The following is a 25,246-nucleotide window of genomic DNA, read 5'->3' on the forward strand; positions in this document are numbered from 1 at the left end:
ATGAAGACCATCCTGGGTACATACAGCGCCCCACCCCGCCACTGGGTCGGCAACGGCTTTCCCGTGCGTTCGCTGTTTTCCTACCAGAGTCACGGCCGCCACGTGAGCCCGTTCCTGTTGCTCGACCATGCCGGCCCCATGGATTTCGAACCTGCGACCCGGCCGCGCGGCGTCGGAGAACATCCGCACCGGGGGTTCGAGACCGTCACCATCGTGCTGGATGGCGAGGTGGAGCATGCCGACTCCACCGGGGCCGGCGGCATTATCGGACCGGGCGACGTGCAGTGGATGACCGCCGGTGCCGGCATCCTGCACGAGGAGTTCCATTCCCGGCGTTTCACCCGCACCGGCGGGCGGCTGGAGATGGTGCAGCTCTGGGTCAACCTGCCGTCCCGATACAAGATGACCGCACCGGGCTATCAGCACCTGGGCGTCACCGACATCCCGGAGATCGCACTGCCGGACGCCGCCGGGCGGCTGCGAGTCATTGCCGGCGAGTATGCCGGGCAGCGAGGGCCGGCCCGCACCTTCAGCCCGATGCAGGTATGGGACCTGCGCCTGGAGCGCGACGGCGAGGTCCGCCTGGACCTGCCGCACGGCTGGAACTCCATGCTGGTGGTACTGCACGGCACCGTTCAGGTGAACGGCAGCGAGATCGCGCGCGGCGGCCAGCTGGTGATGCTGAGCGCGGAGCACGAGGGGGTGATCGTCGAATCCAACAACGAGGCCACCGTACTGGTCCTGTCCGGCGAACCCATCGACGAGCCCGTCGTCGGCCAGGGGCCCTTCGTCATGAATACGCCGGAGGAGATCCGCCAGGCCATCCGCGACTATCGCGAGGGCCGCCTGCAGCACTCCGCCCCATCCACTTGACCCCACCCCGCGGCGCACCCGCGTCGCGGCATTTCATGCCTGCCCGGCAGGCTTTCACAAGGAGAACGACATGAATCACGACTACACCTACCGCCGCCTCGACAAGGACGATGCCGCGCTGCTGCTGGTCGATCACCAGTCCGGTCTGATCTCGCTGGTCCAGGACTTCGAACCCAGCGAATTCAAGAACAACGTGCTGGCCACGGCGGCCTGCGGCCGGTACTTCGGGTTGCCCACCATCCTGACCACCAGCTTCGAGGCCGGCCCCAATGGACCACTGGTGCCGGAACTGAAGGAGATGTTCCCCGACGCCCCCTATATCGCGCGTCCGGGCAACATCAACGCCTGGGACAACGAGGAATTCCTGGCTGCCGTGAAGGCCACCGGCAAGAAGCAGCTAATCATCGCCGGTGTCGTCACGGAGGTGTGCGTGGCCTTCCCTGCGCTGTCCGCCATCGAGGAGGGCTACGACGTGTTCGTGGTGACCGACGCCTCGGGCACCTTCAACAAGACCACCCGCGATTCCGCCTGGTCCCGCATGGAGGCCGCCGGCGTCCAGCTGATGGGCTGGTTTGCGATGGCCTGCGAACTGCACCGCGACTGGCGCAATGATGTCGAAGGCCTGGGATCGCTGCTCTCCGAGCACATCCCCAACTACCGCAACCTGATGACCAGCTACTTCGCACGTAACGCCTGAGCCATGAGCTATCGGGGCGGGCGGCCATCGCGGCGCCCGCCCTTTGCCGTTTTCATCACGACCTGACGCCCTGGAGGCGTTCACAAGCTCCGGGATCACCGGGGACATGCGCCTCCGGATTGCCGCGATGGCAAGGAGTCCCGGACGAGTTCACCCGCGCCATCGCCATTAACACCCGAGGCATGGCTTCAATACCACCGACATCGGGCTCGAATAATGGACCCACATCCTCGCCTGCGGCCTGATCCACTTCACCCAGGTCGAACTCGAAAAAACACTGCTGCGCCGACGCGGGTTCAATCCCCACCGGCCGTCCACATGAGCACGACTTCATCCATTCCACAAGCCATTTAGGCACCGGTCAGACCGAAACCAGACGCGTCATCGATGGTGATACTGCTGACTCATTGCAGGCCCCATGGCCAACCCTTCATAAGCCTTGTTTATACGCCTCCGTTCGCCTAGGGTAATTATGGCGCCATTATGTGATGGTGGTCACGCTTTCTTGGGACTACGCGGCAGGAGGCCAGATGCGTTTGATTCTTGCGTTTCTTCTACCCTGGCTGCAGCTATTCAGCATCGGGCGTCCTTTCTCCGGGATCGCCTGCCTCTTCCTTCAACTCACTCTCATCGGATGGATTCCTGCGGTGATCTGGTCCGTGCACGCGCTCAATCAGTACAAAACGGACCGGAAAATTCGCGCGGCCATGAGGCGTTAGCGAAGCAACCGAATACGGCAGACCCGCCTTTGTAGCCTTCGGCATCAGGCTTACTCAGGCGATTCATGGATGATGAGCGCGAGAGGGACATCAAGTGATTTTTTCAGGAACGAAATTTGTAGCAGCCGGCATTAGTACGGCAATCGTGGCTCTGACCGGGTGCGGTGGGAGCGGTGGCGGAAGCAGCGGCGGAGGCGGCGGCGGAAGCTCGCAGGTTCGGCCTGCCGCGCCGGATGTGGGCTACACCTACGTCGAAGGCGGGGAGACCGTAAAGATCGCGGTCCTCGACAACGAATTCCGTCTGAGTCACGAGGAGTTTGATGGCCGGATTGCGGGCACTCACAACGTTGCTGGTGAAGACGACGATATGGAAGCCACGGTGTTTGGCGATGACACCCTGGTTCCCTCTCAGCACGGGACGCCGGTCACGGCCCTGGCCGCAGGTACTACGTTTGGCGTGGCGGGAAATGCGGAGCTGGAACTGGTCCGCGTGAGCAACACGGGGACGGCCTGGAGCAACAACATTCGCGCGGGGCTGGAACACGCGGCGCTCTCCGGCGCGCAGGTCGCGAATGTTTCCTATGGGAGCATCTGGCGCGCAATGGATCGCGAGGAGACCGTCGAGAGCATTCAGGCGGCCAATGATGGCGCAGGGATGGCGGTCGTGATGTCGGCCGGGAACAGCGCAACGAACCTCTCCCGAGGGGAGGGTGACGATCCGCCCGCTCTGGACTATGAAGGACTGGAGTGGACCCCGGAAGTCTGGGATCAGTTGATTATTGCGGGTGCCAGCAATGGCTACGACCTGGCCTCGTTCAGCAATTACGCGGGCGAAGACGAGCGGATTCAGGCGCGCTTCATGGTGACTCAGGGGCAGGGGCTTACCTCTGCGAGCTACACCGATGATGATGCGACCGGGACTTTCGCAGGAACCTCGATGGCGGCTCCGCGCATCGCGGGTGCGGTGGGCGTGATGCACTCGCGCTGGCCGCACCTGACGGCGGAGGAGTCGACCGGCCGCCTGCTCGATACGGCCGACCAGGGTTCCGAGTTGTATGACCGTAACGACTGCGGACCCGACGAGAACCTGAACTGCGGCTTTTACTACCTCGGCCAGGGGCACCTCGACATCGAGGCCGCGCTCAAGCCGGATGGCGAGCTGGCAATGGCTAGCCAGGACGAGACGGTGGAGACTGCAAGCTACGCTCCCGCTGAGAGCCTGGTGGCGTGGTCGTCCAACTTCGGGGCCGGCCTCGATGCCCAGGCATTGTCTGGAGCGGTGGCGTTCGATTCCCTCGGGCGCGACTACACCCTTGACCTCTCCGGGCACAGCGAAATGGTGCTGTCCTACGGCCAGCGTCTTGGGAATCGCGTGGAGCGCATTGCTTCGGCCAGCCTGAACCCGCGTCCGATCACCACGGAGATCATGCCGGGTCTGTCCATGACCAGCCACCATGCGGCTGGCGGGGCGCTGGGCGCGAGTGAAATGCGCTTCGATACGGGCTTCATGGAACTGTCGGCCTTCGGCTTCCATCAGGGCGAAACCGCGCTGATGGATCCGTGGAGCCCGGATAACGGGATGGCGATGTTGTCCGATGGCTCCGGAGGTCTGTCGCACCTGCTGGATACCGGCGCGGGCTTCGGCGTGACGTTGCCGATGAGCGACCGTGTGAACGTGGATGTCGGTCATTGGGCTGGTTCCGCGGATGGCGAGGATGACAGCCTGTACCGCGGCTATCGTCAGGCGCGTACCGATGTCGCGATGCGTTTCGATGCAACCGACAACCTGGAACTGGAAGTGGGCTACGGCCAGCGCCAGGAGGACAACGGTGTGCTGGGTTCGCGCGGCTTCGGTGCCCTGTCGCTGGGCAACCAGACCCGCATGAACCTACTGAACGTCGGCGCGAACCTGTCGCTGGGCGAGCACTTCGGGCTGATGGCTCGCTACGAACAGGGCCACGCAGACGTGGCAGGCGGCCCGGGCATGATCCGCTCGATCGACGGCCTGACCACGGAGCAGTCCGCCGTGGGCCTGACCTTCGAGCACGACCGCCACGAAGCCGTGTTCATGGTGAGCCAGCCACTCCGCGTCACGGGCGGCGACGCGCAACTCGATGTTCCGGTGGGCCGGGATCTGGATGGCAATGTGATCCGTGACCCGCGTAGTGCCAGCCTGGCTCCGGGCAGTCGTCAGCAGGACGTGGAACTGGGCTATGCCTTCGCCTCGTCCGTGGACAGCCGACTGAACCTGAACGTGCTCTACTCCCGCAATCCCGACCACCAGAGCGGTTCGGATATGGCGGGTGTTGCCACCTACACCAGCCGGTTCTAAGCCATGATGATGCTGAAACCTACCTTCAACCGGGTGGCCCTCACGGCCACCCTCATCCTGACCACTACCGCCTGCGCGGGGAACGCGATGGACGCCAACAATGATGTTCACGGCTATGAGTATGACGAGCACGGTGAACCGGTTGCGGCCTACGTGTTCACCGGGTGGGACGACCGAAACTGCGCTCAATACCGCCTGGAGGCACTCCGGGACGACATGGCGGCCGTCACGGCAATGTTCGTCTGGGATGGCGTTCAGTTCACGATGGATCAGGGGCGATGCAAGCCTGGAGTGACGCCCCGGTAATTGCGGCAACGATAACGCGCCGACTCCGCACACCGAGCTCCTCACAAGACATGGGGAGAACGCACGGTCCATGTTAAAGACCGGAGGCTCCATTCGGAGTCTCGAGCTTTCTCGTCAGGTCCAGATCGTTCCAAGGTCGGCAGCCAGCTTAACGCCGAGTACCGGCATTGTTCCGGCCGTACCGGCATCCGCCAGGCAGGCCGTACGCCTTGCGTAGGTTAGGGGCAATGACTGCGCTTCTTCTTCCTAGCCAGGGATCAGCTCCCTGACAGGAGGGGACATGCGCCTCCGGACTGCCGGGATGGTAAAGTGCGGGCCCAGAAAGGGCCGTAAAGGGCCTGTCCCTCATTCAAACCGCATTGGTCGCAGGAGCATCATGGCGCAGTACATCTTCACGATGAACGGTGTGGGCAAGATCGTCCCGCCGAAGAAGTACATCCTCAAGGACATCAACCTGAACTTCTTCCCGGGCGCCAAGATCGGCGTGCTGGGTTACAACGGTGCGGGGAAATCCACACTGCTGCGCATCATGGCGGGCGTGGACACCGAGATCGTCGGCGAGGCGCGGCCGCAGCCGGGCATCAATATCGGCTACCTGCCGCAGGAGCCGCAGCTCGACGAGAGCAAGGACGTGCGCGGCAATGTCGAGGAGGCCGTGGCCCCGATCAAGGAGGCGCTGGCCGAGCTGGATCAGGTGTATGCCGCCTATGCCGAGGCCGATGCCGACTTCGATGCCCTGGCCGCCAAGCAGGGCGAGCTGGAGGCTAAGATCGAAGCGGCCGACGGCCACAACCTCGAGCGCAAGCTGGAGGTCGCCGCAGACGCCCTGCGCCTGCCGCCGTGGGATGCGGACGTGAAGACCCTGTCCGGGGGGGAACGCCGCCGCGTGGCCCTGTGCCGCCTGCTGCTGTCCAGCCCGGACATGCTGATCCTCGACGAGCCGACCAACCACCTGGACGCCGAATCCGTGGCCTGGCTGGAACGCTTCCTTCAGGAGTTCCAGGGCACCGTGGTCGCGGTCACCCATGACCGTTACTTCCTCGACAACGTGGCCGGCTGGATTCTCGAGCTCGACCGCGGCCAGGGCATCCCGTTCCAGGGCAACTACTCACAGTGGCTGGAGCAGAAGGAAAAGCGCCTGAAGCAGGAAGAAAAGGCCGAGGCCGCCCGCGTGAAGGCGATGGAGTCGGAGCTCGAGTGGGTGCGTTCCAACCCGAAGGGCCGCGGCGCCAAGAGCAAGGCGCGCCTGAAGCGCTTCGAGGAGATCGCCTCCACCGACTACCAGAAGCGCTCCGAGACCAAGGAAATCTACATCCCGCCGGGCCCGCGCCTGGGCGACAAGGTGCTGGAGGTGGACGGCCTGTCCAAGAACTTCGGCGACCGCGTGCTCTACCAGGGCCTGTCGTTCTCCGTGCCACGCGGCGCGCTGATCGGCGTGATCGGCCCGAACGGCGTCGGCAAGACCACCCTGTTCCGCATGATCGCCGAACAGGAACAGCCGGACGAAGGCACGATCGAACTGGGCGAGACCGTGCAGCTGGCCTATGTGGACCAGAGCCGCGACGCGCTGCAGGACGAGAAAACCGTCTGGGAGGAGATCTCCAACGGCCAGGACATCATCCAGGTCGGCAATTTCCAGATGCCGTCACGCGCCTACGTCGGCCGCTTCAACTTCAAGGGCACCGACCAGCAGAAACGCATGAAGGAGCTGTCCGGCGGGGAACGCAACCGCGTACACCTGGCCAAGCTGCTCCAGAGCGGTGGCAACTTCCTGCTGCTCGACGAACCGACGAACGATCTGGACGTCGAGACCCTGCGCGCGCTGGAAGAGGCCCTGCTGGACTTCCCCGGCTCCGCGATCGTGATCTCGCATGACCGCTGGTTCCTCGACCGCATCGCCACGCACATCCTCGCGTTCGAGGAGGATGGCAACGTGGTGTTCTTCGACGGCAACTACCAGGAATACGAGGAAGACCGCCACAAGCGCCTGGGCGCTGAGGCCGACCAGCCCCATCGGGTCAAGTACAAGCGACTCGCTTCCTGACGCGAACCCGTCCGGGCGCTCTCCGCGTCCGGACGGTTGGCCTTACAGCCGTTCCAACACACTGCGCGTCACGCGCTCGGCGTAGTCGTTGCGTTTCCAGTGCTCCGGACTCCAGCCGGCCAGAAAACGCTGGAAATCCGCCTGGGCCAGCAGGAACAGCTCGCGCCATTCCTGCTCCAGTGCGTCCAGGTCCACACCCCCTCCGTGCGTGGCGACAACCTCCGAGCGCAGTGCAGCGAAATACCCCTCCAGCAGTTCCTTCTCGAAGCGTTCCTGATCAGCCTCGTCCAGACAGCTGCCGATGAAGTACGCAACGTCCTTCATCCCGCAGCCACCCCCGACATACTGGAAATCCACCGCGGCCACCCGATCGCCACGTTCGCTGAAACAGAAGTTCGCGACCTTGGCATCGCCATGCACCAGCGTCTGAAAGCGCGCCGAACTGAGTCGCTGATCGAGCTTCGGGGCCGCTTCGCGCAGTTGGGGATCAGCGATGGCCGCCCATTCGTCCGGCCGGGTCGCGAGGTGCCAGTAGGTACCCGTAGTCCAGAGTCCCGAGGGCCTGGCACTGAGAAAGGTCGCGTGAAAGGCCGCAAGCCATCCCAGGCAAACGCCGGCCTGCTCCACCGACAGGTCATCGTGCCGAAGCGGAAAACCGGCGGCATCCAGGTCCTCCAGCACAATCAGGTGGGAATCACCCAGGTCCTGCGCGAGGTGGCATCGCGGGACACGACAGGCGTCGCGGCAGCGCCCCGCCCAGTCGCGATACCAGTGCATCTCGACCTGATAGGAGTGCCGCTTGCGCTCATGCCCCCGCGCCCCTGACCAGCCGCGCGGGTGGCGGCGATTGGCCGGAAACACAATGTGCTTGGCGATAACGGTGGGAACGGACGCCCCCTCCAGACGATAGCGGACGATCTCGCCGTAGCCGCTCCAGAGCGTCTGGACATGCTCGATGGGGATCGCGCGGCGGGCGCCCGTGGCTGCGCATACTGCAGCGGCGACCGCCGCCTGCGATCCGTCGCGGCCTGGCTCAGACACCCGGGTCGTTGCAGGTCGCGGTCAGGCGCCCCTCGACTGGATCCCGCGTCATCCCGGTATCGGAAAACAGCCCCTCGGCGACCAGTTCCGCGCCGTCGATCCGGATCAGGGGTTCGGAGGGACCGTCCGCAGCGGAGAACCACTGATCGCCGGAACGGCTGCGGTTGGCCTCCAGCACCTCGCCCTCCGGCGACATTACATCCCCGATCTGCACGCTGACCGTATGCATCAGCATGCCGCTGACCTCATTGCGCGAGACAAACACCCGCATCGGGCCATCTTCAGTCTCGGCATCGCCAACGAGTGTCTGCAGGTCACCTTCGTCGGACTCGCCTGAGAAATCACAGACCTGAACGTCGAGATCATGGGACTGCCCATCCAGCTCGAGCTGCGCGGTGCCCGTGGCGTGGGCGCTGCCGGCCACGGCGAACACAATGGTGGCAGCCGTCAGGCTCCTGATGCGATTCGGGTTCATGTGTGTCCCCTGCTCTTGATCCGAACCCGACAGTATCCCGGGTTGTACCAACGGGCAAGCCGGGGTTGGCGCTGATGCGTTTGCACCTGCATGCCGGAGCGAATTCTGCCCGCCTCGTCCTCATGCCAGCGGCCGTACCAGTGGAACGGGGGGCGCGACACACAGGACATACGTTCCTTTCGACCGCGATGTGGTCCATATTCAGAGTAGAGGCTGGTTGATCCTCGAGGCGGAGGGCGATGCGAAGATCCTTCGGTAGCGCTGTAAGGGGTGGTTCCGGAATCCGGCCCGGCGCTTCTCCTTGCCGGAACCGGTCCCGGAGAACAGCCCGTGCAGCCTGAACGGACCGCCACCTGCCGCTTGCAGTTGCACGCCGGCTTCACACTGGATGATGCCGCGCGCGTGACCCCCTACCTCGCCCGGCTGGGCGTATCGCATCTCTACCTTTCTCCGATCCTGCAGGCGGTGCACGGCAGCACCCATGGCTATGACGTGGTCGACCCCTCGCGGGTGAACGACGAGCTCGGCGGCGAGCCGGCGCGCCAGCGCCTGTGCGCGGCACTGGAGCAAGCCGGTATGGGCCTGGTGCTGGACATCGTACCGAACCACATGGCGGTGGCCGGAGCCCAGAACCCGTGGTGGTGGAATGTACTGGAGAATGGCCCCTCCAGCCCGTTTGCGATGTATTTCGATGTGGACTGGGAATCATCGGAGGAGCGCTGGCCGAACAAGGTGCTCCTGCCAGTGCTGGGCGATCATTACGGGCGCATCCTGGAGGCTGGCGAGATCCGTCTCCAGTATGGCGACGGCCTGTTCGAGCTCGCCTGTCACGAACACCGCTTCCCGCTGGACCCGTCCTCGCTGAACGACCTGCTCCACCGCGCGTACCGCGCCACGGGTATCGAATTGCTGGGCTTTCTCGCGGAGTCTTGCGCGCGCCTGCCGCAGCCATGGCTGACCGCCCGCGACGCGGCGTCTCGGCGCCACCGGGATCAGGACGTCATCCGTCAACTCCTCGACAACACCACCCGGCAGGATCCGGCGGCCGCCGCGGCCATCGAGGCCGAGGTGGAACAGATCAATACGCGGCCCGATGCCCTGGATGCACTGATCGAGAAACAGAACTACCGCCTGGCCTGGTGGCGTACCGCCGGACGCGATCTCGGTTATCGGCGGTTCTTCGACATCAACGACCTGGCCGGCCTGCGCCAGGAGCAGGAAGAGGTCTTCGAGGCAGTACATGCACTACCGCTCCGCTGGGTAGAGGAAGGCTCGGTGCATGGCCTGCGGATCGACCACCCCGACGGCATGCGCGACCCGGGGCAGTACTTCAGTCAGCTGGGGCGGGCCTGCCCGGGCGCCTGGATCGTCGCCGAAAAGATCCTCGAGCCCGGCGAACAGCTGCCCGGAGACTGGCCGATCGCCGGCACCACCGGCTACGACTTTCTCAACCGCGTACAGGGGCTGTTCGTGGACCCGGCGGGCGAGGCTCCGCTGACGCGGCTGTTCGAGGAACTCACCGGCGAGCACGCCGACTACGCCGGGCTGGTCTACGAGTCCAAGCGGCAGGTACTGAAGGACCTGCTCGGCAGCGAGCTGAACCGGCTGAGTTCGCTGTTCGTGGACATCTGCGAACTGCACCGCCGACACCGCGACTATACGCGCCACGAGCTGCACCTGGCCCTGCTGGAGACAGCCTCCTGCTTCCCCGTCTACCGCACCTACGTGAGCCCGCGTGAAGGCTCAGTGGCGGCGACCGACGTCGACTATGTAGACGCCGCGATCCACCAGGCGGGCGAACGCCGTCCGGAGCTGGACAGCGAGCTGCTGCAGTTCCTGCGCGACCTGCTCCTGCTGCGCATCCCCGGCGAGCGCGAGAACGAACTCGCCCTGCGCTTCCAGCAGTTGACCGGGCCGGCGATGGCCAAGGGGGTCGAGGACACCGCGCTGTACCGCTTCCACCGCCTGACGGCGCTCAACGAGGTCGGTGGCGACCCGGAACGTTTCGGCATATCGGTCGATGCATTCCACGAGGCCTGCGCCCTGGTACACGCGCGTCACCCGGAGACCATGCTTACCACCTCCACCCACGACACCAAACGCAGTGAAGACGTGCGCGCGCGCCTGGTGCTGCTCTCCGAGATCCCGGATGCGTGGGCAAAAGCCACGCGCAGCTGGATGCGACACAACGCCCGCTACCGCAGCGGCGATTGGCCGGAACCGGCCACCGAATACCTGTTCTACCAGACGCTGGTCGGCGCCTGGCCGATCGATGCCGAGCGCATGACGGCCTACATGGAAAAGGCCGCGCGCGAGGCCAAGCAGTACAGCAGCTGGACCCACCCCCAGGAGGACTACGAGCAGGCATTGCGCGAGTTCGTGAGGGGGACGCTGGAGGATGCAGGATTTCGCAACGCGCTGGAGTCGTTTCTGCAACCGCTGATCGGCCCCGGTCGCACCAACAGCCTGGCCCAGACCCTGATCAAGCTCACTGCGCCGGGGGTTCCGGACCTCTACCAGGGCAGCGAGCTGTGGGACCTGAGCCTGGTCGATCCGGACAACCGCCGTCCGGTGGACTTCGTGACCCGGGCCCGGCTGCTGGAGGAGCTCGGTCACCTGACCCCGGCGCAGATCAGTGCCCGTGCCGACGAGGGCCTGCCCAAGCAGTGGGTGGTGCACCAGGCGCTGACCCTGCGCCACCGCCATCCGGAATGGTTCCGGCCGGATGCGGCCTACACCCCGCTGCGGGTCACCGGCGAGCGCGCCGGGTATGCAGTGGCCTATCTGCGCGGGGAAGGCGCGCTGGTGCTGGTGCCGCGCCTAGTGCTCGGGCTGGGGGGCGACTGGCGCGACACCCGGCTCGGGCTGCCGCCCGGCGTCTGGCACAACCGCCTCTCGGGCGAGACCTTCGAGGGCGGCGACCGGTCGGTGGCCGAGCTCCTCGATGCGTTTCCGGTGGCACTGCTCGAACGCGAGGAGGAAACCGCATGACCCGCGTGCGCGTCTGGGCCCCGCAGGCGAACCAGGTCGAGCTCGAGTGCGGCGGCAGCCGCATGCCGATGGACCGCCAGGGCGAGGGCTGGTGGTCGCTGCAGACCTCGCGGCTGGTGCATGGCAGCGACTACGCCTTTCGCGTCGACGGCAACGGGCCGTTCCCCGACCCGCGTTCCGGCTGGCAGCCGCAGGGGGTGCACGGCCCGTCGCGCTGGCTGGACCATTCCCGCTTCGTCTGGAACGATGCCGGCTGGCAGGCGCCGCCGCTGGCCGCGGCGGTGATCCAGGAGATCCACGTCGGCACCTTCACCCCGGAGGGCAGCTTCGACGGCGTGATCGACCGCCTCGGCCATCTGGCCGAACTCGGCATCACCCACCTGGAGCTGATGCCGGTGGCCGCGTTTCCCGGCGCCCGCGGCTGGGGCTACGACGGGGTCGACCTGTATGCCCCGCACCATGCCTACGGGGGTCCCGACGGCCTGAAACGCCTGGTCGACGCCTGCCACCGCCGCGGCATCGCGGTGCTGCTGGACGTGGTCTATAACCACCTCGGGCCGGACGGCAACTACCTGGCGCAGTTCGGCCCCTACTTCACCGACCGCTACCACACCCCGTGGGGCGACGCGGTCAACCTCGACGGCGCGGACAGCGACAGCGTGCGCCGGTTCTTCATCGACAATGCCCTGATGTGGCTGCGCGACTATCACATCGACGGCCTGCGCATCGACGCGGTGCACGCGATCGTCGACACCTCGGCCACCCATTTCCTCGAGCAGCTCGCCGGCGAGGTGCAGCGCCTCGGGCGGCAGCTCGGCCGGCACCTGGTGGTGATCGCCGAGAACGACCGCAACGACCCGCGCGTGGCGTGGCCGGTCGAGGCCGGCGGCTACGGGCTGGACGCCCAGTGGAACGAGGATTTCCATCACGCGCTGCACACCGCACTGACCGGCGAGTCCGACGGCTACTACATGGACTTTCGCGGGCTGGCCGACCTGGCCCGGGTGCTGACCCGCGGCCTCGCCAACGACGGCCGCTATTCGCCCTTCCGCCGCCGGCGGCACGGCCGCCCCGCGGCGGACCAGCCGGGACGGCGCTTCGTCGGTTGCCTGCAGAACCACGACCAGATCGGCAACCGCGCCAACGGAGAACGCATCAGCGAACTGGTCTCCCCCGGCCAGCTCAAGGTCGGGGCGGCCCTGGTCATGACCAGCCCCTTCGTACCAATGCTGTTCCAGGGCGAAGAATGGGGCGCCTCGAGCCACTTTCTGTACTTCACGGATCACACCGACCCGGAACTGGGCCAGGCAGTCACCGAGGGTCGGCGGCGCGAGTTCGCCGCCTTCGTCGGGGATCCGGGCGACATCCCGGACCCGCAGGCCCGCGAGACCTTCGAACGATCGAGACTGGACTGGGACGAACGCGAACAGCCGCGACATGCCGCGATCCTGCGCTGGTACCAGGCGCTGATCGCCCTGCGCCGCACCCACCCGGCCTTCAGCGATGATCGCCTGGATGCCATCGACGCATACTTCGACGAGACAGCCCGATGGTTCGTGATGCACCGGCCGGGACTGCTGGTCGCGTGCAACCTGCACCCCGATGCGCAACGCCTGGCATGCCCCGGGACCGCACGATCACGCCTGCTGCTGCGATCCGAAGCGGAGATCGTGATCGGGCAGGAAAACCTGGACCTGCCCGGCGCCTCCGTCGTGATTATGGAACCGGGCGATCCGCCCGGTATGTCTTGCCAACATCCCATGTCGAGGGAGTGAGCCCGTGACGGTATCCGACCGCCCCATATCCCGTGCCGAGGGCTACCTGCCCATCGAAGAACACGGCCTGATAGGCAATTGCACGACTGCCGCCCTGGTGGGGCGCGACGGGTCCATCCCCTGGATGTGCGTGCCCCGCTTCGATTCCGAGCCCCTGTTCTGCGCTCTGCTCGATCACCAGCGAGGCGGTGACTTCACCGTGGCCCCGGAGCCCCTGGTCGCCTCGCACCAGCGCTATATGCCCGACACTGCGGTCCTGATCACGGAGATGACCGGCCCCGAAGGACGCATCCGGGTCACTGATTGTCTGCCCCTGCGCGCCGGGGCCGACTTGTCCGAGGATGCGCCGGCAGGGCGCAACGAACTGCTCCGGCGGATCGAGGTGCTGGAAGGCCGCGTGCGGCTGCGGGTCAGGATCGCACCCAGGGGAGGTGCGAAGGCGTATCCACACGGTGCCGGCCTGGGCCTGTCGCTGTACCGCCAGCCGGAACTGGAGCTGTCGCTGAGCTCGTCGCTGCCCTTGGAGGACACCGACAGCGAGCACGAACTCGAGGCCGGAGACCAGCACTACCTGATCCTGGGCTGGGGCCCGCACACGCACCGTTTCCAGGCCCGCACACCCGAGGAACTGCTCGAGGCCACGCTGGAGGTCTGGCGGCGCTGGATGACCCATTTCCACTATGAAGGCCCCTGCGCGGACCTCGTCCGGCGCTCGGCCGTCACGCTCAAGTTGATGGACTACACCGCGACCGGAGCGATGATCGCCGCGCCGACCTCGTCCCTGCCGGAAGCAATAGGCGGCCCGCGCAACTGGGATTACCGCTACGCATGGATACGCGATGCGGCATTTTCCGTGTATGCCATGAGCGATATCGGCATGACCCACGAGGCCGCGGGCTTTATCGGCTGGGCCCTGGACGCGGTGGATCGCGCGGGCTGGCCACGGGTGCTGTATGACGTAGACGGGCACCTGCCGCAGCCGGAGCGAATCGATCCCGAACTGGAGGGCTACCGAGGCTCAGCGCCTGTACGCTGGGGCAACGGTGCGGTGGAGCAGCGCCAGCACGACGTATTCGGAGAGATCCTCGATTGCGCCTATCGGTGGGAGCGCTGGGGCGGGATGCTGGATGAGCACCTGTGGAGCCGCCTGCGGCGACTGGTCGAAGCCGCCGAGAAGGAGTGGAAGAACCCCGACCATGGCATCTGGGAAGTCCGCACCGCCGGCCGTCCCTTTACCTACTCCGCCGCCCTGTGTGCGGTCGCCCTGGAGCGTGGAGCGGCCCTGGCCGATAACAATGGCATGGCAGGCAACAGCGACCTGTGGCGTTCCGAGGCAGGACAAATCCGCAAGGCAATCCTGGACCAGGCCTGGGACCCCGAGCTTCGGAGTCTCACCGAGCACCTGGGCGGCGGTGGCATCGACGCGAGCCTGCTGGCCCTGCCGGGACGCGGTGTAATCCCGGCCGATCACCCGAAGATGATCGCCACCACAGAGGCCGTTATCCGGCGCCTGGGCGCGGGCAACGGCCTGCTGTACCGCTATCTTCCGGAAGAGTCCCCGGACGGTCTGCCCGGGCACGAGGGTGCATTTGTCCTGTGCAGCTTCTGGCTGGTCGACAACCTGCTGGGACAGGGCCGCCTGGAAGAGGCCCAGGCCCTGTACGACTCGCTGTGCGCCCGCACCAATCCCCTCGGCCTGCTCCCCGAACAGATTGACCCGGCCACCGGCGCCTTCCTCGGCAATTTCCCGCAGGCATTCAGTCATGTAGGGCTGATCTCGAGCGGCATCAAGCTCGCTCGGGCCCTGCAACAAGACCGCTAAACCCGGGAATCAGGGGATCCAGCCCGAACGCGGTCCGGGCGGCTCCGCACCCTGTTCAGGCGGTCGGCATCATCGACGAGTGATGGTGCACGATCAGCCACTTGCCGTCGCGGTTCTCGTAGACGAAGGTGTAGCGCGCGGGGACTTCCTGCGTCTCGTTGCCGTCGGTCACGCGGAAGGTATAGGTGCCGGCGTCGGTCAGCTTGTTGCAGCCGAGCTTCACGTTGCGCGTGTTGATGGTGCCGAAGGGCTTCTTCTCGAGGAAATGCTCGAAGTAGTCCTGGATCTCGGCGTGATTGGTACGCGGGACGTTCGACACGGTCGGCAGCAGCACCGCGTCATTGGCGTACAGCTCGGTCACACGACGGGCATCGCCCGTCTGCAGGGCTTCATTCCAGGCGTCGAACAACTCCTCGGCCAGACGGCGCGTGGCGGGTGCGCAGACCACGCAGCTCTCGTTCGGCGGGGTATCGATCGCGGCGGCGAGCATATCGCTGCCCGTCCCGGTCACCGGGTGATGCTGGTCGCGGTGCGAGGCGCTCAGGCTCAGCCGCGAACGCGGGGCCTCGTCGGCGTTGATGAACTGGGTACCGCTGATACGCGGACGGGTCACGGTGCTCACTGCGCGTTCTCCCACTCGGGCCGATGGCGGCCGGGTAAAACGTGAATTTTAAAGAAAGCGCTGAATAAAGCCATCCCGGCTTTCTCAGCGCACGCGGCGCTGCATCGTCTTGCATCTCTTTGCACGGGCAAAGGGGTTTGCAGCTTGCTCCGGAATCAACCGCCTACGGCGGTCGATTCCGGCGGCACGTCCCTGTGCCGCAGGGAAACGCCGATCAATCAGCGTTTCCCAAGGGACCCCTCAGGGCCGGTCATGGCCGCCACTCAGCCGGCCTGGGCCTTGAACGCGGCCAGCAGGTCCTCGACCTGCCCGCGCACCCGGGCCTCGTCCTGGATGGCGAAGTCGAGAAAGGTCTGGGCGACGACGGACAGGACCTTCTTCTTCGGGTAGACGATGTGCCACTGGCGATGGATCGGGAAGTGCTCGACATCCAGCAGCGCCACCGGGCCCTCGGCCCCCTCGGCACTCAGGGTGTGCAGCGACAGCACGGCAATCCCCAGACCACCGATCACCGCCTGCTTGATCGCCTCGTTGCTGCCCAGTTCCATGCGCACGGGCGGGCTGATCCCGTGCTCCTGGAACAGCTTGAGCGTCGCCTCGCGGATACCCGAGCCGGGTTCGCGCATCAGGAACGTCTCCTGCTCCAGCTCCTTGAGCGGGATATTGCGCCGGCCGACCAGCGGGTGGTCGCGGCTGGCCATCACCACCAGCGGATTGGGCGCGAACGGGTGCACCGCGACATCAGTCAGCCGCTCGGGGACATGCCCAATGATGTAGAGGTCGTCGTCGTTGTTCGACAGCCGCTCCAGCACCCGGTCAAAGTTGCTGACCTCCAGCGACAGCTCGATATCGGGATACCGCCGGGCGAACTGACCGAGGATGCTGGGCGCGAAGTACTGCGCCGTGGTGATCACCGCGAGACGCAGACGCCCGCGCTTGAGGCCGTGCATCTCGGCCAGCTTCATCTCGAGGTTGGTCAGCGCGCCGAGCATCTCGCGGCAGGTGTCGTACAGCAGCAGCCCGACCTCGGTCGGGAAGGCCTTGCGCCCCACGTATTCAAACAGCGGGAGCCCCAGTGCCGTGGAGAGCTTCTTGATCTGGATCGAGACGGTCGGCTGGGTCAGATGCAGCTCTTCCGCCGCGCGGGTAAAGCTCCCCAGGCGCACGATCGCCTCGAACACCTGCAGCTGACGCAGCGTGGCATGCCGGATCAGGTGCGCCGGCAGCTCCGACTTGAGCATCACCTGCGGGAGACCGGACTCCTTTGGCGTAGGGGACTGAGTCATACGCGACGTATCGTTTACCGCGTGAGACCCGCGTACAGCATCGGCAGCTTCTCCGGCAGCCGGTCGATCTGGTCCAGCACCATGAAGTGCTGGGCCCCGAAGATGCGCTCGACGTACTCGTCGGCGTTCGGATCCAGGCTCATGCAGAAGGTGTACACCCCCTTGCGCCCAACCTCCTCCACCGCCCGCTTCGCATCCTGACGCAGGTACTGCGGGTCGCGCACATCGGTATCCGCCGGCTCGCCGTCGGTGATGATCAGCAACAGCTTCTTCGCCGTGCCCTGGTTGTGCAGCTGCTGGCCGGCGTGGCGAATGGCCGCCCCCATGCGGGTGGAGAGCTGGCCCTGCATCCCGGCGAGGCGGGCCTTCGCGGTATCGTCGAACGGGGCGTCGAAATCCTTGAAGCGGTAGTACTCGACGTCGTGGCGCCCGTCGGAGGCGAAGCCATGGATCGCGAACGGGTCGCCAATGCGCGAGATCGCGCCGGACAGCAGCGTGGCCGCTTCGCGCGCCAGTTGCACCACGGTTGTCTCGCCGTCGCCGATCGTCTCGTTGGTCGACTCCGACAGATCCAGCAGCACCAGCACGGAGAGATCGCGCACATGACGCAGATTGCGCACATAGATGCGCTCGTCGGGCTGGCGCCGCATGCGGACGTCAATCTGGGCCTCGACCAGCGCGTTCACGTCCAGCTCGTCGCCCTCCGGCTGCTTGCGCATGCGCTGAACGCCCTGGGGCTGCATCGCCTCGATCAGGAATTTCAGGCGCGAGACCAGCGGCTTGTGCTTGTCGTAGATGGCCTCGATTTCCTCGATGTCGCCCTTCTTCGGGCGCCGCTCCAGCAGTGTGACCCAGTGCGGCCGCTCCAGCTGCATCTGGTAGTCCCACTCGTGATAGTGGAACGGCAGCGAGATCGGCTCCTTGCCCTCCTGCTGGTTGATGCTTTCGTCTTCGCCGTCGCGGAACCACTCGGTCGCCAGCACCAGGATCTGCTGGGCGTCGTCGCCGGCGTTCGGCACGTCCAACGTATTGATCATCTGCATCGGGGTGACGTAGAAACGCTCCTGCCCGGAGCCATGCGCGGCCAGGACCTCCGCCTCTTCCTCTTCGCGCCCGAAGTTCCAGAGATAGCGGTTGTCGTCGCGATAGAGGACATCCGGCGCGACCTTGGCCGGGTTCATGTAGCCCTGCTCGGGAAACTCGGGTGCCAGCACCTCGGCCAGCTCGCGGGCCAGCCCTGCGGCCTCAAGGTCGTCCACGCGTTCCGCAAACGCGCTCACCGCCTTCTGCACGAATGCATGCGGGTCGTGGTATTGCGGATCGAGCAAGGCGCGCGCGGTGCGCGCCAGCACTGCCTGCGCCGTGTCCCCATCCTCCGCCGTGGCGGTATGCAGCGGGACCCAGATCTGGCGCAGGCCCGGGAACGCCGCGATCGCCAGGGCCTCAATACGCGCGTCCTCGAACAGCTCGGTCAGGATGCCGACCACGCCCCGAGGCCCCTCGTCCGGCTGCATCTCGCGGGTATGCACCACATGGGATGCCGCGTGCGCGGCCGCCGCGCGATACAGATCCAGCCCGGTGAGGCCCTCGACATCGTCGTAGGCGTCCGGCAGGAAGATCGTGAAGCCCTCGATGTAGGGGCGATACCCCTCGCGCGACTCGAAGTCGCCACTGGTCGGGCGCATGAAGAAATCGCGTGCCCACAGCGAGCGCAAGTAGAGGTTGATACGCCGCTGCACGTCCACGAACAGGGTGCCGCGGCGCTCCTTCTGGAACACCGAGCGTGACTCCGGCGACTCCAGACCGAAGTAGGCAATCTGGCCCTCCAGGTCCGTGCGGTGCGCCTGCGCGCCCCACGTCGCCCAGCGCCGAAGACCGCCCAGCGTCAGGTGGGTCAGCAGCTCATCCAGGTGTTCCAGCATCGGCCGCACACCACGCGGCGCCTGCCCCAGCAGGTTATCCAGCAGGCGCAGATACCCCTCGAACAGCGAATAGTCGCCAAGCCGCTGGGCCGCGACCGGGCTAGTCTCGATCACCAGGGTGATGACCGCCGCGGAGGTCTTGGAGTACATCTTGATCGCGGAACCGAGCAGTTCCGCAACGGCATCCTCGCCCAGTTCCTGGGCCAGTGCAGGCGCCTCCTGCACGAAGGCCACGACCATCTCGGAACCGCGCCCCAGGGCCTGGAGACTGCGGGCCCCTTCAAGGTAGTAACGCTTAAGCCCACTGGCGCTGAAGGCACGGCTGGCCTCCTGCCAGGAACTTTCCAGCACCTCGGTGGCGTGGTTTCCCAGATCGTCGAGGAGGTCCTGGTAGTCCTCCAGATGAACGCTCATCGGTACGGGTACGCCGCGCGGTGCGCTAGAAGAACGTGGTGACGGCCGAATCCAGCGCGTCGCGCATGTCCGGATCGTCGGTGATCGGCCGCACGAGTGCCATGCGGCAGGCGCCTAGCGGCTCCACGCCCTTGGCGATCAGCGAGCCGGCGTAGACCAGCATGCGGGTGGAGATGCCCTCGTCCAGGCCATGGCCCTTCAGGTTGCGCGCGCGCTCGGCCACGCTGACCAGCTTGCCGGCCATCTCCTCGTTGATCTTGCCCTCGTGAGCGACGATCTTCGCCTCGGTCTCGTGATCCGGGTAGTCGAAATCCAGCGCGCCGAAGCGCTGCTTGGTCGACTGCTTCAGATCCTTCATCAGGCTCTGATAACCCGGGTTGTAGGAAATGACGACCTGGAAATCCGCGTGCGCCTGGACCATCTCGCCCTTCTTTTCCAGCGGCAGCACGCGGCGATTGTCGGTCAACGGGTGGATCACTACCGTGGTGTCCTGCCGGGCCTCGACAATCTCGTCGAGGTAGCAGATCGCCCCGTGGCGCGCGGCCAGGGTCAACGGACCGTCCTGCCAGCGCGTGCCATCGGCATCGAGCAGATAACGCCCGACCAGATCGGAAGCCGTCATGTCCTCGTTACAGGCGACCGTAATCAGCGGCTTGCCGAGCTTCCAGGCCATGTGCTCGACGAAGCGGGTCTTCCCGCAGCCCGTCGGCCCCTTCAGCATCATCGGCATGCGCACCGAATACGCCGCCTCGTACAGCTCGATCTCGTCCGCGACCGGCTGGTAATACGGCTCTTCCGTGATCAGGTGATCGCGCAGATCGTCTTGCATTGCCCAGACTCCTCAATCAAAAAAGGCCGGGGGACGGGATGCCCAGCACCCCGCCCAGCCCCGGCCCCGAAACGCCCTGACTCAGTCCGGCCAGATACGATTCGGGTGCAGGTTCTTCCACGGCTCGTCGGCCGTCGCCTTCGCCTTGCCCGGATTGAGCTCGGCGGTGGTGCGACCTCCGCGGCTGGCGCCAGAGCCGCTGGACTTCTTGGCCGCCGGCTTCGTGGCGGACGTCTTGCGTGTGGCCTGTGCGGCCGGCTTTTTGGCCGGGGCCTTGCGCTTGGTCGTAGAGGCCTTGCGGGTCGCCGTCTTGCGCGCCGTGCTTTTGGGCGTCGCGGCCTTTTTCGTTGCGGCTGCCTTGGTGCTGGCCGCCTGATGCGTTTGCGCGCTCGCAGGGGTCGTGCTGGTGTCTTTCTTCAGCGCGTTATCCGACGCAGCATTGCTGTCCTTGTTCTGGTCTTCCCGGGCGCTGCGCACACCGGCCGCCAGCTTGTCTTGCAGATTGCTCATTGCGACACCTCCTCGATGATGGCTTCGATCTCCTCGGCCGCCGGTTCGCCCGGTTTGCCCAGGTCGTACACGGAACAGCCTTCCAGCGCGGAACGCCGGTAGATGGCCCGCCGGCGGAGCGACTGCTCCAGGGCGGGGATGTCGATCTCCATCAGTGCATGCTTCATCGCACGCGACAGCGCACTGCGGACCTCGAGCTGGTTGATCACGACATAGGGGCGCAGCGACCGGTTCTTCATCTGCGCCTCCTCCAGACCGCGCCCCATCCGCACACTGCCCCAAAGATCAACGGGGGATGGCAGAACAGGGATCAACACGACATCCGAGCCCGCGAGCGCGGCAGTCACCGCACCACCCTCCAGGGTCGGCGGGCAGTCCACCACGATGTGATCGTAATCCTTGCGCAGCGCCTTGAGTTCGCGATCCAGCGGACCCGCGACGGCGAACACGGAGGCCGGAAAGGGACGGTCGTCCGAGGACATGCGCGCCCACTGGCCGGCCGATCCCTGCGGATCCGCATCGACCACCAGGGTGCGTCCTCGGCGCGCCAGACCGGCGGCGAGGTTCATGGAGAGGGTGGTCTTGCCGGTACCCCCCTTCTGATTGACTACCGCGAATACCCGGGAACCCACGTATCAGCCTCCTAGGGCCAGGAACCGGACGGGTCCAGTTCGTGGACTCTGACGTGATGGTCGGTCAGCCAGTCGTTTCGCTGGCCAGCCGATCCACCTCTTGCGCGAAACGCTGATCCCCCTCGCCAATCCGGTCGCCGTCGCGCGCATCAATGGTGATGTTCACATACGTCGTACCGAAACTGATATTGGGATGATAGCCATCCTCCTCCGACAACTCGGCTACCCGATCGAGAAACTCGCGCGTGATGCCGTAACGGTCGAAGGTGAACTGCTTGCTGATGGTCGCCGAGGAGCCCTTGCCCGGCTCCCAGCCGGCCGGCACCACGAGATCGCTATCCGCCATGTACTACTCCAGAACGTTGGACAGGCGTACCCCTAGCGGGCCGCGACTTCCTGTGCGTCGATCTCGCGCACATGTTCGAGTTCTTCCTCGAGGATCCTCTCGAACAACTCGGCATCGGCCACCGCACCCACGCGCCGACAGTAGACCGCCGCCTCGTCATACAGGCGCACGGCTTCCATCTCCAGTTCGCGGTTGCGCTCCAGCAATTCGGCCATCGAGCGCCCCAGCCGCACGGGTGCCAGCTGGCTCCCGTTGGGGGCAACCCCATGGTGAAACATGCGGGTCATGAATCGATCCGCATGGTCCAGTTCCTCCTGGGCGTCCCGACGCAGGCATTCGCTGACATCGCTCATGCCCCACATCGCGGTCAATCGCGCCTGGGCCAGATACTGCTGAACCGCGGACAGCTCATGCGCCACCGCGCGGTTCAGGTAACCCACGATCCGCGGATCCGCCATCGAGGTTGCCTCAGCTGGCCGAGCCGTCGGCCGTCGGGGCCTTCGGCAGGATGCTTTCCACTTCGGAGTGGACACGGGCAATGATGTGCGCAGCCACCAGGCCGTCGCCCACACGCTCGCAGGAATCCGCACCGGCACGCACCGCCGCATTCACGGCACCGGTCTCGCCACGCACCAGAACCGTCACGTAGCCACCACCGACGAACTGACGACCGATCAGGCGCACTTCCGAGGCCTTGGTCATCGCATCCGCCGCTTCAATTGCCGGCACCAGACCACGGGTCTCGATCATGCCCAGGGCCACACCAGAAATTTCGCTCGCCATTGCTAACCTCTTTTACAAACGGGCCGCCGGGCCGATCAGCCACGGCGGCGTTTATCCGCCGCAGGGAATTACGGCTTTTCCGGGAGGATGTTTTCCACCTCGGAATGCACACGGGCAATGATGTGCGCAGCCACCAGGCCGTCACCCACACGCTCGCAGGAATCCGCGCCGGCACGCACCGCAGCGTTCACAGCGCCGGTCTCGCCACGCACCAGAACGGTCACGTAACCGCCACCGACGAACTGACGACCGATCAGGCGCACTTCCGAGGCCTTGGTCATCGCATCGGCAGCTTCAATCGCCGGGACCAGACCACGGGTCTCGATCATGCCGAGGGCCACACCAAAGTTTTCGCTAGCCATTACTTAACTCCTATCAAGCGTTACTGATGAATTACTTTTCAACCTGCTCGGGCAGGATGCTTTCCACTTCGGAATGCACGCGGGCAATGATGTGCGCAGCCACCAGGCCGTCACCCACACGCTCGCAGGAATCCGCACCGGCACGCACGGCGGCGTTCACGGCACCGGTCTCGCCACGGACCAGCACGGTCACGTAGCCACCACCGACAAACTGGCGACCAATCAGGCGCACTTCAGAGGCCTTGGTCATTGCATCAGCGGCTTCAATCGCCGGCACCAGACCACGGGTCTCGATCATGCCCAGCGCCACACCAAAACGTTCAGTTGCCATTTCTCTTTCTCCTGGAGTTACAGTTTTTCCAATTAAAATGACGCTCAAGCCGCCTTGTGGGTACCAGCAGAGCGCTGTGCATCGGTCTGGTCTTGTCCAGCCTTGTTCGTCGACCCTTCCGCTTTCCTGCCACCATCGTCCCACTGGTCGATGATGCCGCCGATCGTCAGATCGGTTGTCACCTTGGGGTCATCGAGCGCGTAGCGCGCGGCCGATCCAGAGATCGTGAACACCCAATTGCCCGGGTGCGCACCCACTGGATCCACGGCGACGCTGAGCGCACCCTTTTGATCCACCAGCACGCGCAGCGACATGGTCTGAAGGCCGTCCACACGACGCGTGACCACCAGTTCGTCCTGCACCTGCATAATTTCCATGGAGCTACTGCTCCTCCCAGTAATCGATGATCCCGACGATCGTCGCGTCACTGGGGTATTCCTTGCTGCCGGCCGCCTCGCGCGCCGCGGACGATCCGACCACGATCACCCAGTCCCCGGGCACACAACCGACCGCGTCCACCGCGACCGTGCGCGGACCCCCGGCCTTCTCCTGGACCACCAGCAAGGGACGGTGACCCAGATCCCGGATCCGGTTGGTCGAAACCAGCGTCTTCTCTACCTTGCAGATCTTCATTCCGTGTCCCGTTAGCTCAACCGGCGAGCGGTTCCAACTGGCTGCCGCTGCGCTTGTCGCGAATCACCATGTGGCACCCGATTAGGCCCTTTTCGGCCAGTTCGCGATAGCGCGCCATGATCTGGTCGCGGATCCGCCGGCAGCGGGCCTCGACCCGCTCGCGCGATCCCGGCACCTTGCGGTCGTAGCGGTAATGGATCACCACCGGTACCGGCAGGCCCCGCTCGACATTCAGCTGCCGAAAGATCTTGTTCACCCCCACATCCATCCCGTGGGCGCCTTCTTCCATCGTTTCCAGGTGCGCGAAGTAGGCAAAGTTGCGTACCTGCATCTCCTCGACTTCCTGGCCGACGATGATCACCCGCTCGCGGTGCCCCACATCGGCGTAATGCCCGTTGTGGTAGCGCGCCACGTAATCGAGCTGCGAAATATTGTTCAGCAACAGCCGCGAGATCAGCCGAAGCATCCCCTCGTGCGGCCCACCGTTGCCGTGACCCCAGCCTTGCTGGTGGATCGCGTCCTGGATCGCCTGATACACGCGCAGTTCCGCGTCACGGCCATCCAGGTCCTGCGTCTCCCGGTACACCTTCGCGCTATCCACGAAGCGGTACAGACTCATCCGCGTGTCGGCGTCCGGGATATGGATCTTCACGGCATCCGTATCCGTATCCACGCCAATCAGCAGCGTATCGACCGAGGCCCCACAGCAGTAGGTGTTCTCGATCGCCTGACGAAACGCCCGCAGCTGCCGGAGAGCGGCATCCGCCGCGTCCCGCTCACTGTTGCCGTGCGCCGCGCACCCCTGATGGTGCGGGTCCGCACTGCTGTAGTGGTACGCCGCGATCTTCAGGTATCGACTCGGCACATCCGCCGTGGTCGGCCGTCCTTCGCGGAACCGCAACAGCTCGCGTTTCGTCCAGTGGCGGACATCCTCTTCGATGTCGAACTGCGCACCGGCATAACTCTTAACCCGAACAGCCAGATCCGGCAGGCGCAGAATAAAACGCCGCAGGCTCAACAGCCGCCCGTCGGAACAGGGCGAGATGTCCACTTCGTGGAAATCGCAGTCGAGGAAGTACGCAATCGCGCGTTCCGCCTCGTCCACCAGGTCATCCCGACCCGCCCAGTATTCATTGACCAGCTGATCAAACAGCTCGAACGTGCCGTGCAGGTACAGTTCGCGCGTGTCCAGATCGTTGATCCACGCATCCTCCAGGACGCGTTCCGGCAACCGATACCCGAGGTTATCCTCGACAATCCGTTGCGCCTTTTCCTCGAAGTCCCGCTCGTGTTGCAGCGCATGGACCTCTTTCAGTACTGGCACCAGATTCGCGAAGCGATCGCGAAACCCACTCTCGAACGCGTACAGCCGTTCGTTGTCGGCGACATCCGCCAGCGGATGCCCGGGCTTCAGCACAGAAGGCACGTCCATCGGCGCCGGCGCCTTCGGCGGCACTGCGCTAACCAGAGGTTGCGCAGCCGCCGAATTCGCCCCTTGTGC

General features: G+C 65.4%; 25 protein-coding genes. 9 read left to right on the forward strand and 16 right to left on the reverse strand.

The annotated features are described in order from the left end of the window. The 6 genes from C936_RS0112330 to ettA all read left to right on the forward strand — a co-directional run bounded on the left by C936_RS0112330 (window position 1) and on the right by ettA (window position 6,971). The gene (locus tag C936_RS0112330; RefSeq protein ID WP_018174437.1) at window positions 1–873 is read left to right on the forward strand and encodes a pirin family protein; all 873 of its coding nucleotides are present in this window, start codon (window positions 1–3) and stop codon (window positions 871–873) included. A 70-nt stretch (window positions 874–943) separates the two neighbouring features. Then, complete coding sequence (ycaC, locus tag C936_RS0112335) at window positions 944–1,570, forward strand: isochorismate family cysteine hydrolase YcaC (protein ID WP_018174436.1); 627 nt, start codon at window positions 944–946, stop codon at window positions 1,568–1,570. Between the two features lie 530 nt (window positions 1,571–2,100). After that, on the forward strand, window positions 2,101–2,289 hold the full coding sequence (locus C936_RS0112340) for a YqaE/Pmp3 family membrane protein (RefSeq protein ID WP_018174435.1): 189 nt from the start codon (window positions 2,101–2,103) through the stop codon (window positions 2,287–2,289). Between the two features lie 235 nt (window positions 2,290–2,524). Beyond that, window positions 2,525–4,621 carry a S8 family serine peptidase gene (locus C936_RS0112345; protein WP_018174434.1) on the forward strand — a complete coding sequence of 699 codons (2,097 nt, stop codon included), beginning with the start codon at window positions 2,525–2,527 and terminating at the stop codon, window positions 4,619–4,621. A gap of 3 nt (window positions 4,622–4,624) precedes the next feature. Beyond that, complete coding sequence (locus C936_RS0112350; RefSeq protein ID WP_018174433.1) at window positions 4,625–4,927, forward strand: hypothetical protein; 303 nt, start codon at window positions 4,625–4,627, stop codon at window positions 4,925–4,927. A gap of 376 nt (window positions 4,928–5,303) precedes the next feature. Then, window positions 5,304–6,971 (forward strand): energy-dependent translational throttle protein EttA, encoded by a 1,668-nt coding sequence (ettA, locus tag C936_RS0112355; protein WP_018174432.1) that lies wholly within the window; start codon window positions 5,304–5,306, stop codon window positions 6,969–6,971. Window positions 6,972–7,013: 42 nt separating this feature from the next. On the opposite strand, the gene C936_RS0112360 is transcribed toward ettA, so the two are convergent. Both C936_RS0112360 and C936_RS0112365 read right to left on the reverse strand, forming a co-directional pair. Further along, window positions 7,014–8,012, reverse strand: coding sequence for a phosphotransferase (locus tag C936_RS0112360; protein WP_018174431.1), 999 nt, complete (start codon window positions 8,010–8,012; stop codon window positions 7,014–7,016). Beyond that, window positions 8,005–8,487: a hypothetical protein gene (locus C936_RS0112365; RefSeq protein ID WP_018174430.1), complete on the reverse strand. Its 483-nt coding sequence runs from the start codon at window positions 8,485–8,487 to the stop codon at window positions 8,005–8,007. Before C936_RS0112365 ends, C936_RS0112360 begins: the two co-directional genes overlap by 8 nt. A 330-nt stretch (window positions 8,488–8,817) precedes the next feature. Here C936_RS0112365 and treY point away from each other — a divergent pair, with 330 nt between their 5' ends. The 3 genes from treY to C936_RS0112380 are packed head-to-tail and all read left to right on the forward strand — an operon-like array spanning window position 8,818 to window position 15,075. After that, window positions 8,818–11,478, forward strand: a complete 2,661-nt coding sequence (gene treY / locus C936_RS0112370; protein ID WP_018174429.1) for a malto-oligosyltrehalose synthase — start codon at window positions 8,818–8,820, stop codon at window positions 11,476–11,478. Next, window positions 11,475–13,253 carry a malto-oligosyltrehalose trehalohydrolase gene (gene treZ / locus C936_RS0112375; RefSeq protein ID WP_018174428.1) on the forward strand — a complete coding sequence of 593 codons (1,779 nt, stop codon included), beginning with the start codon at window positions 11,475–11,477 and terminating at the stop codon, window positions 13,251–13,253. The genes treY and treZ overlap by 4 nt, the downstream gene beginning before the upstream one ends. Window positions 13,254–13,257: 4 nt before the next feature. Then, a complete protein-coding gene (locus C936_RS0112380) occupies window positions 13,258–15,075 on the forward strand; it encodes a glycoside hydrolase family 15 protein (protein ID WP_018174427.1) in 1,818 nt (605 codons plus the stop codon). Between the two features lie 55 nt (window positions 15,076–15,130). Here C936_RS0112380 and C936_RS0112385 read toward each other — a convergent pair whose 3' ends face one another. The 14 genes from C936_RS0112385 to C936_RS0112450 form a co-directional block, all read right to left on the reverse strand. Continuing rightward, entirely contained in the window at window positions 15,131–15,697 is a 567-nt protein-coding gene (locus C936_RS0112385) for an SgcJ/EcaC family oxidoreductase (RefSeq protein WP_018138840.1), read from the reverse strand. A 263-nt stretch (window positions 15,698–15,960) separates the two neighbouring features. Next, window positions 15,961–16,938 (reverse strand): LysR family transcriptional regulator, encoded by a 978-nt coding sequence (locus C936_RS0112390; protein WP_018138841.1) that lies wholly within the window; start codon window positions 16,936–16,938, stop codon window positions 15,961–15,963. Window positions 16,939–16,997: 59 nt separating this feature from the next. Then, on the reverse strand, window positions 16,998–19,319 hold the full coding sequence (locus tag C936_RS0112395; RefSeq protein WP_018649349.1) for a nitric oxide reductase activation protein NorD: 2,322 nt from the start codon (window positions 19,317–19,319) through the stop codon (window positions 16,998–17,000). Window positions 19,320–19,344: 25 nt separating this feature from the next. Beyond that, window positions 19,345–20,148: a CbbQ/NirQ/NorQ/GpvN family protein gene (locus C936_RS0112400; RefSeq protein ID WP_018174426.1), complete on the reverse strand. Its 804-nt coding sequence runs from the start codon at window positions 20,146–20,148 to the stop codon at window positions 19,345–19,347. An 81-nt stretch (window positions 20,149–20,229) separates the two neighbouring features. Beyond that, window positions 20,230–20,658, reverse strand: a complete 429-nt coding sequence (locus tag C936_RS0112405) for a hypothetical protein (protein ID WP_018138844.1) — start codon at window positions 20,656–20,658, stop codon at window positions 20,230–20,232. Next, window positions 20,655–21,290 (reverse strand): ParA family partition ATPase, encoded by a 636-nt coding sequence (parA, locus tag C936_RS0112410; protein WP_018138845.1) that lies wholly within the window; start codon window positions 21,288–21,290, stop codon window positions 20,655–20,657. Before parA ends, C936_RS0112405 begins: the two co-directional genes overlap by 4 nt. 64 nt (window positions 21,291–21,354) lie before the next feature. Beyond that, the gene (locus tag C936_RS0112415; protein WP_018649348.1) at window positions 21,355–21,636 is read right to left on the reverse strand and encodes a 4a-hydroxytetrahydrobiopterin dehydratase; all 282 of its coding nucleotides are present in this window, start codon (window positions 21,634–21,636) and stop codon (window positions 21,355–21,357) included. A gap of 32 nt (window positions 21,637–21,668) precedes the next feature. Then, entirely contained in the window at window positions 21,669–22,094 is a 426-nt protein-coding gene (locus C936_RS0112420; protein WP_018138846.1) for a bacterioferritin, read from the reverse strand. A 10-nt stretch (window positions 22,095–22,104) separates the two neighbouring features. Further along, window positions 22,105–22,419 carry a BMC domain-containing protein gene (locus C936_RS0112425; RefSeq protein ID WP_012982277.1) on the reverse strand — a complete coding sequence of 105 codons (315 nt, stop codon included), beginning with the start codon at window positions 22,417–22,419 and terminating at the stop codon, window positions 22,105–22,107. A 68-nt stretch (window positions 22,420–22,487) separates the two neighbouring features. Continuing rightward, window positions 22,488–22,781 carry a BMC domain-containing protein gene (locus tag C936_RS0112430; protein WP_012982276.1) on the reverse strand — a complete coding sequence of 98 codons (294 nt, stop codon included), beginning with the start codon at window positions 22,779–22,781 and terminating at the stop codon, window positions 22,488–22,490. Window positions 22,782–22,812: 31 nt separating this feature from the next. Next, the gene (locus C936_RS0112435; RefSeq protein WP_012982275.1) at window positions 22,813–23,112 is read right to left on the reverse strand and encodes a BMC domain-containing protein; all 300 of its coding nucleotides are present in this window, start codon (window positions 23,110–23,112) and stop codon (window positions 22,813–22,815) included. 44 nt (window positions 23,113–23,156) lie between these two features. Further along, on the reverse strand, window positions 23,157–23,489 hold the full coding sequence (locus C936_RS0112440; RefSeq protein WP_018138847.1) for a carboxysome peptide B: 333 nt from the start codon (window positions 23,487–23,489) through the stop codon (window positions 23,157–23,159). Window positions 23,490–23,493: 4 nt separating this feature from the next. Continuing rightward, entirely contained in the window at window positions 23,494–23,745 is a 252-nt protein-coding gene (locus tag C936_RS0112445; RefSeq protein WP_012982273.1) for a carboxysome peptide A, read from the reverse strand. A 16-nt stretch (window positions 23,746–23,761) separates the two neighbouring features. Then, entirely contained in the window at window positions 23,762–25,177 is a 1,416-nt protein-coding gene (locus C936_RS0112450; protein ID WP_018138848.1) for a carboxysome shell carbonic anhydrase, read from the reverse strand. Window positions 25,178–25,246 lie beyond the last annotated feature (69 nt).

It is taken from the genome of Thioalkalivibrio sp. ALJ4, from assembly GCF_000377225.1.
In the GTDB taxonomy this organism is placed as follows: Bacteria; Pseudomonadota; Gammaproteobacteria; order Ectothiorhodospirales; family Ectothiorhodospiraceae; genus Thioalkalivibrio.

Coding starts and splice junctions, on each gene's coding strand:
- C936_RS0112400 (WP_018174426.1), bottom strand. CDS start 20,148: ATGCAAGACGATCTGCGCGATCACCTGATCACGGAAGAGCCGTATTAC.
- ettA (WP_018174432.1), top strand. CDS start 5,304: ATGGCGCAGTACATCTTCACGATGAACGGTGTGGGCAAGATCGTCCCG.
- C936_RS0112405 (WP_018138844.1), bottom strand. CDS start 20,658: ATGAGCAATCTGCAAGACAAGCTGGCGGCCGGTGTGCGCAGCGCCCGG.
- C936_RS0112435 (WP_012982275.1), bottom strand. CDS start 23,112: ATGGCAACTGAACGTTTTGGTGTGGCGCTGGGCATGATCGAGACCCGT.
- C936_RS0112425 (WP_012982277.1), bottom strand. CDS start 22,419: ATGGCGAGCGAAATTTCTGGTGTGGCCCTGGGCATGATCGAGACCCGT.
- C936_RS0112340 (WP_018174435.1), top strand. CDS start 2,101: ATGCGTTTGATTCTTGCGTTTCTTCTACCCTGGCTGCAGCTATTCAGC.
- C936_RS0112415 (WP_018649348.1), bottom strand. CDS start 21,636: ATGGCGGATAGCGATCTCGTGGTGCCGGCCGGCTGGGAGCCGGGCAAG.
- C936_RS0112445 (WP_012982273.1), bottom strand. CDS start 23,745: ATGAAGATCTGCAAGGTAGAGAAGACGCTGGTTTCGACCAACCGGATC.
- ycaC (WP_018174436.1), top strand. CDS start 944: ATGAATCACGACTACACCTACCGCCGCCTCGACAAGGACGATGCCGCG.
- C936_RS0112440 (WP_018138847.1), bottom strand. CDS start 23,489: ATGGAAATTATGCAGGTGCAGGACGAACTGGTGGTCACGCGTCGTGTG.
- C936_RS0112450 (WP_018138848.1), bottom strand. CDS start 25,177: ATGGACGTGCCTTCTGTGCTGAAGCCCGGGCATCCGCTGGCGGATGTC.
- C936_RS0112330 (WP_018174437.1), top strand. CDS start 1: ATGAAGACCATCCTGGGTACATACAGCGCCCCACCCCGCCACTGGGTC.
- C936_RS0112390 (WP_018138841.1), bottom strand. CDS start 16,938: ATGCTCAAGTCGGAGCTGCCGGCGCACCTGATCCGGCATGCCACGCTG.
- C936_RS0112395 (WP_018649349.1), bottom strand. CDS start 19,319: ATGAGCGTTCATCTGGAGGACTACCAGGACCTCCTCGACGATCTGGGA.
- C936_RS0112365 (WP_018174430.1), bottom strand. CDS start 8,487: ATGAACCCGAATCGCATCAGGAGCCTGACGGCTGCCACCATTGTGTTC.
- treZ (WP_018174428.1), top strand. CDS start 11,475: ATGACCCGCGTGCGCGTCTGGGCCCCGCAGGCGAACCAGGTCGAGCTC.
- C936_RS0112420 (WP_018138846.1), bottom strand. CDS start 22,094: ATGGCGGATCCGCGGATCGTGGGTTACCTGAACCGCGCGGTGGCGCAT.
- C936_RS0112430 (WP_012982276.1), bottom strand. CDS start 22,781: ATGGCTAGCGAAAACTTTGGTGTGGCCCTCGGCATGATCGAGACCCGT.
- C936_RS0112350 (WP_018174433.1), top strand. CDS start 4,625: ATGATGATGCTGAAACCTACCTTCAACCGGGTGGCCCTCACGGCCACC.